The sequence below is a fragment of the Streptomyces sp. NBC_01433 genome (assembly GCF_026340105.1).
GTDB lineage: Bacteria > Actinomycetota > Actinomycetes > Streptomycetales > Streptomycetaceae > Streptomyces.
Genome location: NZ_JAPEPM010000002.1, coordinates 1,685,141 through 1,698,055 on the forward strand (window position 1 = coordinate 1,685,141; position 12,915 = coordinate 1,698,055).

Genomic DNA, 12,915 nt, shown 5'->3' on the forward strand with positions numbered 1-12,915 from the left:
GCTATCGGACCGCCTCTTCCTGACGGGCGGCCGCGAGGCGGACCGCGTCGAGGATCTTCTCGTAACCGGTGCAGCGGCACAGGTTCCCGGAGAGGGCCTCGCGGATGTCCTGGTCGGACGGGGAGGGGTGTGCTTCCAGCAGTTCGTCGGCCGCGACGAGCAGGCCGGGGGTGCAGAAGCCGCACTGGACGGCTCCGGCGTCGATGAACGCCTGCTGGATGGGGGACAGTTCGACGGCTTGGCCGCTCTGCCCGTCGGTGGGCCCGGCCTGCCAGCGCCGGGCGGCGTCGAGCGTCGTGCCGCAGGAACCGGAGGCGCAGCCGCCGCCGGGGTGGGCGTCCGCGCGGTGCTTGGCGTAGTCGGCGAGCCCCTCGACGGTGACGACCTCGCGGCCCTCGACCTGACCGGCGGCGACGAGACAGGAACAGACCGGCACACCGTCCAGGCGGACCGTGCAGGAGCCGCATTCGCCCTGCTCGCAGGCGTTCTTGGAACCGGGAAGACCCATGCGCTCGCGCAGGACGTACAGGAGGGACTCCCCCTCCCAGACGTCGTCGGCTTCCTGCTGACGGCCGTTGACCGTGAAATTCACTCGCATGGTTATGCAGCTCCTTCAAGCGTGCGGCCCGCGCCGCGGTACTGCTCCCAGGTCCAGCCGAGTGTGCGGCGGGCCATGATGCCGACCGCGTGCCTGCGGTACTTCGCGGTGCCCCGCACGTCGTCGATCGGGTTGCAGGCGCCGGAGGCGAGGTCGGCGAACTGCTTGGCGAGCGACGGGGTGATGATCTTGCCGCTCTCCCAGAACCCGCCCTCTTCGAGCGCGGCGTTCAGGAACTCCTCCGCCTCCTTGGCCCGGACCGGGGTCGGGGCGGCGGAGCCGATGCCGGTGCGGACGGTGCGGGTCCCGGAGTGCAGGGCGAGGCCGAAGGCGCAGACGGCGATGACCATCGCGTTGCGGGTGCCGACCTTGGAGTACTGCTGCGGCCCGTCGGCCTTCTTGATGTGTACGGCCCGGATCAGCTCGTCCGGGGCCAGTGCGTTGCGCTTGACGCCGGTGTAGAAGGCGTCGATGGGGATCATCCGGGTGCCGCGTACGGACTCGGCCTCGACCTCGGCCCCCGCGGCGAGGAGGGCCGGGTGGGCGTCACCGGCGGGCGACGCGGTGCCGAGGTTGCCGCCGACGCCGCCGCGGTTGCGGATCTGCGGGGAGGCGACGGTGTGCGAGGCGAGCGCCAGGCCGGGCAGCTCGGCCCGCAGGTGCTCCATGATGTCGCTGTACGGCACGGAGGCGCCGAGCCGTACGTTCTCCTGGCCCACCCCCCACTCGGACAGCTCACCGATGCGGTTCAGGTCCAGGAGATACTCGGGCCGCCGGTGGTCGAAGTTGATCTCGACCATCACATCGGTGCCGCCCGCGATGGGAACAGCCGTGGGGTGCTCGGCCTTGGCGGCGAGCGCCTCCTCCCAGCTGGCGGGGCGAAGGAAGTCCATGAGTGGCTCTCTTCTTCTCAATCGGTCGTTCGCTGGGGCTGGGGACGGCCGGCCCTCGACTGGCTCTTCATGTGTTGTTCACGCGGTGTGTGGCCCAGTACACAAGGCCGGCTCCGACCGGTGCAGTCACGGAAACACTGAAGGAGTTGGCTGGTCTCCTTCCTCGTCTTGTAGATTCGAACGAATGGCGGGAATCAGTAACCTCTCCGCAATTCACAGGTATCCCCGGTATCCCTCGTCCCACCCGCTCAGCGCCCCGTCCCCCCACCCAACCGGCCGGTTCCTCCCTTCGACCGATCCACCTCTCCCCTCAAGCGACCGGTCCCCACCCCCGACCGGTCCATCCCTCCCCCACTCACTCCCCCACTCACTCCTTCACTCACTCCCTCAACCGAAAGAACGGCGGCAACGAGATGCGGCTGCGCGCACTGCTGGACACCGACGCGCTGGGCCTGCGGCTGCTCGGCGGCGAGGACGAACTGGACCGGGCGGTCCGGGGCGTCATGACCACCGACCTGCGCGACCCCAGCCGCTACCTCTCGGGGGGAGAGCTGGTCCTCACCGGTCTCGCCTGGCGCCGTGACGCGGCGGACTCGGAGCCGTTCGTCCGAATTCTGGCGGGGGCCCAGGTCGCCGGACTCGCGGCGGGCGAGGCGGAACTCGGCGACATCCCGGGCGACCTGGTCGAGGCGTGCCGGCATCACCGCCTCCCCCTCTTCGCCGTGAACGAGACCGTGGCATTCGCAACGATCACCGAGCATGTGGTGCGCCAGGTCTCGGGCGAGCGGGCCGGGGATCTGGCTGCTGTCGTCGACCGGCACCGCAGGCTGATGACCTCGGGCCCGACGGGCGGCGGTCCCGAGGTGGTCCTCGATCTCCTCACCTCCGACCTGGACCTTCGGGCCTGGGTGCTCTCGCCCACCGGCCGGCAGATCGCCGGGGCCGGTGAGCCGCTGACCACCCGGGTCGGGGCCGAACTCGCCGGACGGCATCTGGTCGCGACCCGCACCGGACGCCGGGGACCGCACCGGGCCACCGTGGGCGGTACGACGTATTCACTGTTCCCGATCCGGAACACCGGCCGGGGCGCCGTACCGGCCTCCCGCGATGTGCGCGAGTCGGTGCTCTCCGACTGGCTGCTCGCCGTCGAGGCCGACGCGAGCGACTGGCCGGCCGCCCGGCTCGATCTGCTCCAGGGCGTCACCCAGCTGATCGCCGTCGAACGCGACCGGCGCGACGCGGCCCGTACGGTACGCCGCAGGCTCGCCCAGGAGGTCCTGGAGCTGGTCCAGGCGGGCGCCGCCCCGGCCGAGATCGCGGCCAGGCTGCGGGTCGCCGCACCGGTCCTGCTGCCGGGGCTGGGAACCGCGCCGCACTGGCAGGTCGTCGTGGCCCGGGTCGACTGGACCGCCGAGGGCACATCGGCCGGACCGGGGTCCGCCGGTTCCGCCCCGGACATCGCGAGCGGTCCCGTCGCCCAGGCCCTGCTGGAGGAAATCCTGGTGGACCCGGCCGTCAGCGGCCCGCACTCCGCCGACCGGATCGCCGTCGCGCACACCGGCGACGAGGCCATCGCCCTCGTACCGCTGTCCTCCACCGTCCCCGCCGGGGCTGCCGGAAGCGCCGTCGCCGCGGGTGCCGGGAGTGCCGGGGCGGACCCGGACGCGGAGGCGGATCCCGACGAGGACGCACCGGCCGGGGGCGACCCGGCACTGCATGCCGATGTGCTCCTGGCCACCGTCCGCGAGCCGCTCTCCGCCGGGCTCGCGGACGACGGCCGCCTGACACTGGGTGTCAGCGCGGCCGTGCATTCCGCCGAGGGGCTGCGCGGCGCCCTGGAGGAGGCCCGGCACGCCCGCCGGGTGGCGGCGGCCCGTCCGGGCCGGGTCTGCGCGGCCGGGCACCACGAGCTCGCCTCGCACGTACTGCTGCTGCCCTTCGTGCCCGACGACGTCCGCCGGGCCTTCACCGCCCGGCTGCTGGACCCGCTGCGCGACTACGACCGGCGCCACCGCGCCGAGCTGATCGAGACGCTGGAGGCGTTCCTGGACTGCGACGGTTCCTGGACCCGCTGCGCGGCCCGGCTGCACCTCCACGTCAACACGTTGCGCTACCGCGTCGGCCGCATCGAGCAGTTGACGGGACGTGACCTTTCCCGGCTGGAGGACAAGCTCGACTTCTTCCTCGCGCTGCGGATGAGCTGACCTTCCGGGCCCGGCGGAGCACCGACGGGGTCCGGCCGATTGTGAAATCTTTCACCTGACATCGGCCGGACCTCTTGGCCAGGCGTGCCATTCCATGCTGAGATGCGCCCACACTCAACAGCTCAATGGCGCGCTCGGGGAGGGCAATGTGGCGCATACCGCCATGTCTGGTTCCGGAACGACTGCCGATGACGATCCGCCGCTCCAGACAGCGGTATGGCGGCTGCGGTCACGCGCCTGCTGGACGGACGCGGCCGCTCTGCTCGAACCGCACGCGGCGACCGACCCTGCCGCCGCGCTCCAGCGGACAACCTTGCTGACCGAGCGATGTCTCTACACCGGCCAGGGCTGGACCGACGCCGAGGACGCGCTGCGCACCGCCGAGGCCCTGGCGCACGACAACGCCGAGCGCGGGGCGGCGGCCTGTGAGCGCGGTTACCTCGCCTATGCGTCGACACTCCTCGGGACGCGCGACCGGGCCGACGAGGCCAGCGTGGCGCTGAGCAGGGCGGCCGCCCTGCTTGCTCCCGCCGCTCCGGGGCGGCCGCTGCTGGACTTCCGCCGGGGGCTGATCGCCCAGAACATCGCCGATTCCCCGCAGTCCGCGCGGGCCGCGTACCGCAGGGCGCACGCCGGTGCCACGGCCCAGGGGGACGAGCTGCTGCTCTCGTTCACCTGGCGGCACCTCGCCTCGCTCGCGCTGCGGGAGGGCGAGCTGGCCGAGGCCCGGCACGGCTTCTCGGAGTCCCTGCGGATAAGGGAGGAGCTGGGCTATCTCGTGGGTACGGCACCGGCACTCATCTCCCTCGCGGACGCCGAACCCGAGCCGGAGGCGGCGGCACGGTTGCGCGCCGAGGCGGGCAGGCTCTTCCGGCTGCTCGGCGGCGTACCGACCTGGCTGGCCCCACGCCTGGAACCCCCGTCGCCGGGGACGGCCGAGGCGAACTGAGCCGGTCCGGGGAGCAGACCGGATGGCGGGGGCCCGGAGCGGGGTGCCTGAGGCGGGTGCTTGGGGGGCGAGCGAAGGGCCGTACGGTCGCGGCGGTGACGGTGAAGGTGCCGTGCGGGAAGGTCCGCGCGGCACCCCCGCTCGCGGATCAGCCGTCCGCACCCGTGAAGTGCTCGCGTACGAGGGACTGCACGACGGCGAGGTCCTGGGCGATGAGGGCGTCCAGCAGCGCCGTATGTTCGGCGGCGTCGGCGAGCAGGCCGGCCCGGCGGGTGGCGGGGTGGCTGACCGGCGGCCACTGGGAACGGCGGTGCAGCTCGTCCGCGACCGTCACCAGCTGTTCGTTGCCCGAGAGCGCGAGAACCGCGCGGTGGAAGGCCCGGTCGGACTCCGCGTAGCTCGCCCGGTCGCCGACCGCGGCCGCCGCGACGGTGGCATCGGCCAGTGGGCGCAGCACGCCCCACCGGGCGGCCGGAACGGTGCGGGCCAGCCGCAGCATCACCGGGACCTCGATCAGGGCGCGCACCTCGGCCAGCTCCGCCAGCTCGCGCGGTCCGCGCTCACTGACCCGGAAGCCGCGGTTCGGCACGACCTCGACGGCACCCTCGACTGCCAGCCGCTGCATCGCCTCGCGCACCGGCGTCGCGGAGACACCGAAACGGGCGCCCAGCGCCGGGGCCGAGTAGACCTGTCCGGGCACCAGCTCACCGTCGACGAGGGCGGCGCGCAGGGCGTCCAGGATCTGGCCGCGCACCGAGTGCCGCTGCACGACGCGGGGGGCGGGCGGTTCGCTGTGGGTGTGCTCGCCGCGCGCCTGCTCGGGCACCCGGACGACCGGTGGCGTGCCCGCGTACGCGTCGCAGACGTACGGCGGTCGTACGTCCTCGCGCGCCCTGCCCTGCTCCACCCGGACCTCCTCGGCCAGTCGCGGGCCCGGCTCGCGTACGCCATGCCCCTTGTGCACGATAGGCCGAGGAGGCCCCAGTTCAAACATCGATCATTTCGGGTAAGGTAAGGCTTACCTGCCAACGATCCCGATGTGGTGGTCCCCGCATGACCGTCTCCGCCCTGTTCACCAGTACCGCGGCGTCCCCCGTGACGGCCGCGTACACCCGCCTGGCCGAGGTCTTCCCCGGGCTGCGCGCCGAGGTGCTCGCGGACGGCGAGGCGGCTCCTTCCGGGGTCGGCTGGGTGGGTGCGGCCGAGCTCGCCGGAGGCGGCGCGGCCCTCGACGCCTTCCTCGCCTGGGACAACGCGCAGGTGCTGCGGGACTACGGGCAGCAGGCCCGCCCCGACGTGGTGGCCAGTTTCGGACTGCACCGCTACTCCTGGCCGGCCTGTCTGCTCGTGACGGTGCCCTGGTTCCTGCACCGCCGGGTGCCCCGGATCCCTGTGGAGGACATCGCGTTCCAGCGGGCGCTCGGCCATCTCACCGTCCGGGTACGGGAGTTCGCCTGCCTGCCCGACGATCCGGCGGCCACGCTGCCCGGCGCCCGGGTGGTCCCGGACGAGGCCGCGCTGCGGGCCGAGGTGCTGGACGCCGTGGCCGAGCACATCGGCCCGGTGCTGGAAGGTTTCCAGCCCCGGATGCGGCGCGGAAAGCGGGCGTTGTGGGGCATGGCGACGGACGAGATCGTCGAGGGCCTCTGGTACATCGCCCATCTGCTCGGCGAGGAGCGCCGCGCGATGGCCGAACTGGAACTGCTGCTACCGGGCACCACCAAGCCGTACGTCGGCACGGCCGGGTTCCGTGAACTGACCGGCCCCAACGGTGAATCGCTGCCGACCCGCGACCGGGCCAGCTGCTGCCTCTTCTATACCCTGCGCCCCGAGGACACCTGCGTCACCTGCCCGCGCACCTGCGATGCCGACCGGGTACGGAAGCTGACACCCGCTTCCTGATCCACACCGCCCGTCCGGGTGATGCAATCCGAACACACCCCTATCTTCTCGCATGTATGTTCGTTCAGATTCCGCCCATAGGTATCCTCAGCCACCCCAATGGCGTGCTCTTGCCCCGAAACCCCCTGAGCGGGGCGGAATTTCCGTCACGATGGCGCCCGAAACGCCCTACGTGACGCAAGGGACCGCGCATGAGACTGACCGACATATCGCTTGACTGGCTGCTTCCGGGCGCCGTACTGCTCGTGGGGGTCATGGCAGCGGTCACGGTGGTCGCGCGCGGCAAGCGCGCCGCTGGCAAGGCCGCGGCCGATGACAACTGGGAACGCAGCGAGGACCGCCGCAGGCGCAAGGAAGCGCTCTACGCCTCCGCCTCGTACGTCCTGCTCTTCTGCTGCGCGGCGGTCGCCGCCGCGCTCTCCTTCCACGGGCTCGTCGGCTTCGGCCGGCAGAACCTGAGTCTCTCCGGGGGCTGGGAGTACCTCGTCCCGTTCGGCCTCGACGGGGCCGCGATGTTCTGCTCGGTGCTGGCGGTCCGCGAGGCCAGCCACGGCGACGCGGCGCTCGGCTCACGGCTGCTGGTGTGGACGTTCGCCGGTGCCGCCGCCTGGTTCAACTGGGTGCACGCGCCGCGCGGCATGGACCACGCGGGCGCCCCGCACTTCTTCGCGGGAATGTCGCTCTCGGCCGCGGTGCTCTTCGACCGTGCGCTGAAGCAGACCCGCCGGGCCGCGCTGCGCGAACAGGGCCTGGTACCGCGGCCGTTGCCACAGATCCGGATCGTCCGGTGGCTGCGGGCGCCCCGTGAGACCTTCGGCGCCTGGTCGTTGATGCTCCTCGAAGGCGTGCGCACGCTCGACGAGGCGGTCGACGAGGTCCGGGAGGACCGGCGGGAGAAGGAGCAGGACCGGCTCCGCCGAAGGGACCAGGAGAAGCTGGACCGGGCCCGCATCAAGGCCCTGAACCGGCAGAACCGTGTCTGGGGGCGCGGTGGCCGCGAGGGCCGCCAGACGGACGTCCCGGCCATCGCACCCGCCTCGGGCGGCTCGCAGTCCGTCGCGGAGCCTGCCATAACAGAGCCGGGTCAGCTGCCTTTGCGACCCCGGCCATCCCTGCGAGCCGCACACGGCCCGAAGCCGACCGCGAACGGCTCGAACTCGAAGAGTCCCGAGGCGCGGCGCCCGGAGGGTGACCCCCGGACCGGCGACCTCACCAGCGAGGACGACCCTCAGACGCTTCCCCGGCTCGACTCGCTGGAACAGAAACTCAAGGACCTGGAGCAGCAGTTCGGCTGAGTACGCGTGGGCGCCCGGATATGCGGGCGCCCGAATGCGTAGGCGGCCGGATGCGTAGGCGGCCGGATGCGAGGGCGCTCAGGATCCTGGGAATCCGGGAGCCTGGTCAGGGCTTCCCGATGTTCAACTCGAACCACACCACCTTGCCCAGCACCTGAGTCTCCACCCCCCAGGTGTCGGCGAGGCTCCGCACCAGGATGAGGCCCCTGCCGTGCGTACCGTCGTCGGCGTTCGGTACGTACGGTCCGGGCAGGCCCGACATGAAGTCCCGCACCTCCACCCGCAGTTTCCCGGGGTGCACGGTGGCCGTGACCACCGCTCCATGGCGGGTGTGAATCAGCGCGTTCGTCACCAGCTCGCTCAGCAGCAGCTCGGCCTCTTCGATCCGCTCCCGTCCGGAGCGGTGACCGAGGAACTCCCGCAGCTCACGGCGCACCTCTCCCACCGCCGACCTGTCCGTATGGCCGATTCTGCGGCGTATACGGTCGGGCCGGGTGGTCGCCCCTGTACCCAGGTCTCCTGTTTTCCGGTCCGCGGTATTTCGGCTTCCGCCCTGGCGCTTCGTCATTTCCCCCGCCCGCACAGTGAACCGACCTCCCCTTGTCCCGTAACTCCTCGAACACCTTCACGGGATGCATGCCCCGCACGAGCGCTGTCACGCTTGTCGACTCATCAATAGGGAAATAGGGCTGGAACGGGCACCTAAGGGCTGTGGCATCGAGACGCCCCCTCGCACGACCCGCTACCGGGAAACACGTTCGTCACACAGACGTACTTCCGGTTAACTTCCGCAGAATTCACACGAGTTGGCGTTGACGAGAGGGGATCTACGCGCGTCATCATGGTGGGTATGCGAATCCCCCCACGGATCACCATGCTCGGCGGCACCGCCGCCCTCCTGTCCGTCCTCTTCGCCTCGGGGCCGGTGACGGCGAACGCCGCCACTCCCCCCTCCCCGGCCGTCCCGCTCTCCAGCTCCTCGTTCTCCGCCGCCCACGCCGCCCCCTTCGCCTCGCCCTTCACCGCCACCTCGGTCGGGAGCATCTGCTACTCGGACCTGCCGTCCCAGGCGCACGACACCCTCGGCCTCATCGATGCGGGCGGCCCGTTCCCCTACGACCAGGACGGCACCGTCTTCCAGAACCGCGAAGGTGTCCTGCCGAGCCAGGGCACCGGGTACTACCACGAGTACACGGTCATCACCCCCGGCTCCCCGACCCGCGGCGCGCGGCGGATCGTGACCGGTGAAGAAGTCCAGGAGGACTACTACACCGGCGACCACTACGCGTCCTTCGACCTGGTCGACCACGACTGCTGATCCCGCACCCACCGGACCGGTCCGCGCCGTCGCTCCCCCACCGGCGGCGCGGACCATCGGTCCGGAGGACCTGGCGGGCGGGAGGACCTGGCGGACGGGGCGGCGGCCAGTCCTGCTGCCACCTCCCCGCCCTCGTACGACCATCGCTCCTCCCGCCCGCAGGATCACCTCCCACGGAGCGTCGGGTCAGTGGCCATCAGCCCTCAGTCGGCGGCCATCGTCCATCGGCCATCGGCCGTCCGTCAGAAGCGCGTCGAGACGGCGGCCCCACCGAATCCCTTGACCGCGTGCAGGCTGATGTAGTGCGCACCGGCCTTCGGGTTCTGGACGGTCAGGGTGTGCTCGTTGCCGGAGCCGGTGGCCCGGCTGGTGTAGCTACCGGTCGTCGCCCAACCGTCGGCGCTGTAGTAGAGGTCGGCGTCACCGGTGCCTCCCGCCGTCGTGATCTTCAGCTGTGCGGTGCCGGCGGGGATGTAGACGTAGAGATAGGCGTAGTCACCCGTCACGGCCGACAGGCTGCTGCGCTTGCAGTCCTTCGCCAGCTGCCTGACGTCACTGTCGGTGCACTCGGGTCCGAGGTCCACCGGCGGCTCGGTGAGGGTGCCGCAGTTACCGGCGGCGCAGGCCGTCAGCCAGGTGTTCCAGTCGGCGTCGTATCGACTGCCGATGGTCGAGGTGAGCAGCGTGCGGGCGCCGTTCCAGTCGCCGCTGCGGTAGAGACCCAGCAGCCGGTCGACATCCGCGCGGTGCGACTGGAGCATGTAGCGGGCGGCCAGATAGCCCCAGTTGTAGACCCGGGTCTGGTCGGCGTTCTCGTAGGTGCTGTCGAACAGCGTGCGCAGGGTGTAGGTGTGGTTCCCCGCCTGGGTGATCGCGCTGTCATAGGTGACATTGCGGTAGGAGTAGGAGACGTACTCCGCGAAGCCCTCCACCCACCAGATGGTCGGCGTCGCGACTCCCGCCGCGAAGTCCCCGTGCATGTTGAACCGGCCGTCGAGATAGTGCGTGTACTCGTGGTTCAGGTTCCAGATCTGGAACTCCGGCCGGACCCATTCCGCCTCGTAGGCGATGAACCGGGGCTGGTTGCCCACCGCGGCCGGGTCGCCCTCCAGGTACATCCCTCCGTTGTTCGTGTCGATTCCGTAGATCGCGCCGGCGTAGGTCTGGTAGTCGGCGCTGGAGTCGAAGACCACGACCTCGATGGTGCTGTTGCGGTCGTCGGCGACCGGACCGCTGTCCCGTGCGATGCCGTGGAAGTACGCGTCCTGGTTGCGCAGGCTGGTGCAGCTGGCCTCCAGGTCGGTGGTGGACATCTGCTGGGCCAGGATCTGGATGCTGTCACTGCAGGTGTGCTTGACCGGCAGAACAGCGCTCTTGAGGCGGGCGGCGAGGTCACAGGTGTCGTAGTAGGAACAGTTGGCCCGGTCGTAGTAGTCCGTCATCTCCGCCACGCCGACCCAGAGCGCGGCGGTGGGGCCGGTGATGGAGCTCTTCTTCAGCAGCGAGGCGGCCAGCGGGCTCGCCTTGCCCCGCAGTGACGCCTCCTGGAGGAAGCGGCCCAGCTCACGACCGGCGTTGGAGGCCAGGTAGGACCGCTCGGTGCCCAGCAGGTCCAGATGGGTCGCGGCGAAGTCGTGCAGCGCGTCCAGCAGGCTGGGATCCGCCTCGACGGCGGCGACGAAGGCGGGCAGCTGATGTCCGCGGAATGTCACCGTGTACACATTGTTGACGGCGTTGAGCATGTACCAGGAGCTGTTGTACGAGGAGTTGTAGCCCGCGAGCAGGCGCTTGACGACATGCAGATAGCGGTCGTTCTGCTCGGCACTGTCGATCAGGATGACCGCTTCGGACAGGGTCTCCCCGTTCGCGTCGGTGACGTCCGAGGAGTGCGAGGAGGCGAAGAAGCCGTCCAGGGCGCCCTGGATCGCGGTACGGAGCGCCGGACCGTAGCTGCCGACCGTCGACGGGTCGTAGTACTGCACGTAGTAGCCGGCCCGGAGGAAGAGAACCAATTGCGGCATCCCGGTGCTGCTGTCGCCGGGATAGGCCGCCGTGCGCGCACGCATGGCATCGGCGATGGTGACCATCTGCGCCTCACGGAAGGCGAGATAGCCGTCCTGGCCCTTGACGCCGAACAGCGTGTTGACGCAGTCGGTGGTGGCCGAGGTCACCTGCTGGACCAGTGCGTCGCCGGTACGACTGGTGAAGTCACTGACATTGCACGCTGCGGGAGCGGCGAGGCCGCGTGCCTTGGCGGCGAGTCTGGCCTTGGCCGACATCGAGGGCGCGCGGCGGCTCGGTTCGGCGGCTCGGGAATCGTCGTAGTCGCGCTTGAGCACGTCCTTGGACGCGGACTGCGGTGCCCGGTCCGCCGGCTTGAGCGGGGTGGTGCCGACGTGCTCGGGGTCCTCGGCAAGCTGGGTCGAGGGCGCCGCTGCGGGACCGTTCGGGTCCGGGACGACGGGGGCTGCCGCGTCGGACTTTATGGCGGTGGCGGTGGCGGTGGACCGCGTCGGCGCGGACTGGGCCGGGGCCGCGAGCAGCCCTACTCCCAGGCAGGCCGCCAGCATCACGGTGGATATCCCGGTGGATATTCGAGCTGACGCCGATGTCCGGCGGGATGTGCCGGTGGATACGCCGGTAGATCTTGGTCGAACCGATCGGTTCTTCACGTGCCGCCTCCCAGCGGAGTGGTCGCCGCGCCGGGGAGCGCGGCAGTGGAGGGTTTAACAGGGGCTGGAAGCAGCGGAGTTGACGGTGGCTCCGCGTGACATGAGCACGACCTTGCACCCTGCGATCAGTACAATGGCACATGTCACATGTCCTTTGGAAGATGCAGTGCCCACATTCATCGGCGCGCCAACTCGGCCGCATAGCAAGCGATTCGGGAGCGACCGCCGCGACCGCCGCCGATGGCCGCTCCCGTCGGGGCACGAGGCCCGCACGGCCGGAACGGCGAGCATGTACGCCGACGCGGTGGAGCGCACGGGGCCCGCGCGGGCCCGGCGAGGCCGCCCCCCGCCCCCCTACGACACCCGACGGGCACGGCGAGATCCGGCGAGACGCGCCCTCAGGTGGCCGCTCCGCCGAGACACACCTCGCAGGTGCAAGATCCGCCGAGGGAACACCTCCAGGTCGGGTCTCAAGCCGGCTCCCCTGCCGCAGGGCCACCGGCCTTGCCCGGCTGTCCGGACAGAGCCGCCCTGAAAACGGTTCGTCCCTGCTCGCCCCGTCCGGTACGGTCGCGGGATTGTTTTCGTTGCTGGGGAGCCCATGAGGTTCGCGTGTGGCTTCCCCGGCAATTCCCAGGCTGAGAGCAGGTTTCGTCCATGGCATGTCGTATCGGTGAGCTCGTGCTCGGTTGCCACGACCCTGAGGTGCTGGCACGGTTCTGGTGCGAGGTCCTGGACTTCGTCGTGCTCGATCGCGAGGACGGCGAGATGGTGGAGATCGGGCCCCGCGAAGGATTCGGCGGCCCGCAGCCGACGATCATCCTCAGCCGTCAGGACGAGCCGGAGAAGCGGAAGTCCCGGCTGCACATCGACGTCAACGCCACCGACCGCGATCAGGACGCCGAGCTCGAACGCCTGCTGAAGATCGGTGCGCGCCCGGCCGACATCGGCCAGACGGGTGAGGAGCATTGGCATGTCCTCACCGACCCCGAAGGCAATGAGTTCTGCCTGCTCAAGACCCGCCTCAACCCACTCTGACGCTCATCGGTCATGGCCGGTGAGCACTCTCGGGTGCCCTCGCCCG

Annotated in this window: 11 protein-coding genes; 6 read left to right on the plus strand and 5 right to left on the minus strand. The window is 70.6% G+C overall.

What is annotated here, in order from left to right; translation table 11 throughout:
* Position 1: 1 nt before the first annotated feature.
* Together OG413_RS34985 and OG413_RS34990 are read right to left on the minus strand one after the other, a co-directional pair.
* On the minus strand, positions 2-598 hold the full coding sequence (locus OG413_RS34985; protein WP_266812575.1) for a (2Fe-2S)-binding protein: 597 nt from the start codon (positions 596-598) through the stop codon (positions 2-4).
* A gap of 2 nt (positions 599-600) precedes the next feature.
* A complete protein-coding gene (locus OG413_RS34990) occupies positions 601-1,491 on the minus strand; it encodes a xanthine dehydrogenase family protein subunit M (RefSeq protein ID WP_266812576.1) in 891 nt (296 codons plus the stop codon).
* Between the two features lie 413 nt (positions 1,492-1,904).
* On the opposite strand from OG413_RS34990, the gene OG413_RS34995 reads away from it, so the two are divergent.
* Together OG413_RS34995 and OG413_RS35000 are read left to right on the plus strand one after the other, a co-directional pair.
* Complete coding sequence (locus tag OG413_RS34995) at positions 1,905-3,695, plus strand: PucR family transcriptional regulator (RefSeq protein WP_266812578.1); 1,791 nt, start codon at positions 1,905-1,907, stop codon at positions 3,693-3,695.
* 163 nt (positions 3,696-3,858) lie between these two features.
* The gene (locus tag OG413_RS35000) at positions 3,859-4,644 is read left to right on the plus strand and encodes a hypothetical protein (RefSeq protein ID WP_266812580.1); all 786 of its coding nucleotides are present in this window, start codon (positions 3,859-3,861) and stop codon (positions 4,642-4,644) included.
* A 148-nt stretch (positions 4,645-4,792) separates the two neighbouring features.
* On the opposite strand, the gene OG413_RS35005 is transcribed toward OG413_RS35000, so the two are convergent.
* Complete coding sequence (locus OG413_RS35005; protein ID WP_266812582.1) at positions 4,793-5,551, minus strand: GntR family transcriptional regulator; 759 nt, start codon at positions 5,549-5,551, stop codon at positions 4,793-4,795.
* 146 nt (positions 5,552-5,697) lie between these two features.
* Between OG413_RS35005 and OG413_RS35010 the strand changes: the two genes are divergently transcribed.
* Both OG413_RS35010 and OG413_RS35015 read left to right on the plus strand, forming a co-directional pair.
* Complete coding sequence (locus OG413_RS35010) at positions 5,698-6,546, plus strand: (2Fe-2S)-binding protein (protein WP_266812584.1); 849 nt, start codon at positions 5,698-5,700, stop codon at positions 6,544-6,546.
* Positions 6,547-6,737: 191 nt separating this feature from the next.
* A complete protein-coding gene (locus OG413_RS35015) occupies positions 6,738-7,841 on the plus strand; it encodes a DUF2637 domain-containing protein (RefSeq protein ID WP_266812586.1) in 1,104 nt (367 codons plus the stop codon).
* Positions 7,842-7,947: 106 nt separating this feature from the next.
* Here OG413_RS35015 and OG413_RS35020 read toward each other — a convergent pair whose 3' ends face one another.
* Positions 7,948-8,310, minus strand: coding sequence for an ATP-binding protein (locus OG413_RS35020; protein ID WP_323137986.1), 363 nt, complete (start codon positions 8,308-8,310; stop codon positions 7,948-7,950).
* Between the two features lie 381 nt (positions 8,311-8,691).
* Between OG413_RS35020 and OG413_RS35025 the strand changes: the two genes are divergently transcribed.
* The gene (locus OG413_RS35025; RefSeq protein WP_266812590.1) at positions 8,692-9,159 is read left to right on the plus strand and encodes a ribonuclease domain-containing protein; all 468 of its coding nucleotides are present in this window, start codon (positions 8,692-8,694) and stop codon (positions 9,157-9,159) included.
* A 242-nt stretch (positions 9,160-9,401) separates the two neighbouring features.
* Here OG413_RS35025 and OG413_RS35030 read toward each other — a convergent pair whose 3' ends face one another.
* Positions 9,402-11,729 carry a M9 family metallopeptidase gene (locus tag OG413_RS35030; protein ID WP_266812592.1) on the minus strand — a complete coding sequence of 776 codons (2,328 nt, stop codon included), beginning with the start codon at positions 11,727-11,729 and terminating at the stop codon, positions 9,402-9,404.
* Positions 11,730-12,488: 759 nt separating this feature from the next.
* Between OG413_RS35030 and OG413_RS35035 the strand changes: the two genes are divergently transcribed.
* Complete coding sequence (locus OG413_RS35035; RefSeq protein WP_266812593.1) at positions 12,489-12,869, plus strand: VOC family protein; 381 nt, start codon at positions 12,489-12,491, stop codon at positions 12,867-12,869.
* Positions 12,870-12,915 lie beyond the last annotated feature (46 nt).

Coding starts and splice junctions, on each gene's coding strand:
- OG413_RS34990 (WP_266812576.1), bottom strand. CDS start 1,491: ATGGACTTCCTTCGCCCCGCCAGCTGGGAGGAGGCGCTCGCCGCCAAG.
- OG413_RS35025 (WP_266812590.1), top strand. CDS start 8,692: ATGCGAATCCCCCCACGGATCACCATGCTCGGCGGCACCGCCGCCCTC.
- OG413_RS35030 (WP_266812592.1), bottom strand. CDS start 11,729: ATGCTGGCGGCCTGCCTGGGAGTAGGGCTGCTCGCGGCCCCGGCCCAG.
- OG413_RS35000 (WP_266812580.1), top strand. CDS start 3,859: ATGTCTGGTTCCGGAACGACTGCCGATGACGATCCGCCGCTCCAGACA.
- OG413_RS35010 (WP_266812584.1), top strand. CDS start 5,698: ATGACCGTCTCCGCCCTGTTCACCAGTACCGCGGCGTCCCCCGTGACG.
- OG413_RS35035 (WP_266812593.1), top strand. CDS start 12,489: ATGGCATGTCGTATCGGTGAGCTCGTGCTCGGTTGCCACGACCCTGAG.
- OG413_RS35015 (WP_266812586.1), top strand. CDS start 6,738: ATGAGACTGACCGACATATCGCTTGACTGGCTGCTTCCGGGCGCCGTA.
- OG413_RS34995 (WP_266812578.1), top strand. CDS start 1,905: ATGCGGCTGCGCGCACTGCTGGACACCGACGCGCTGGGCCTGCGGCTG.
- OG413_RS34985 (WP_266812575.1), bottom strand. CDS start 598: ATGCGAGTGAATTTCACGGTCAACGGCCGTCAGCAGGAAGCCGACGAC.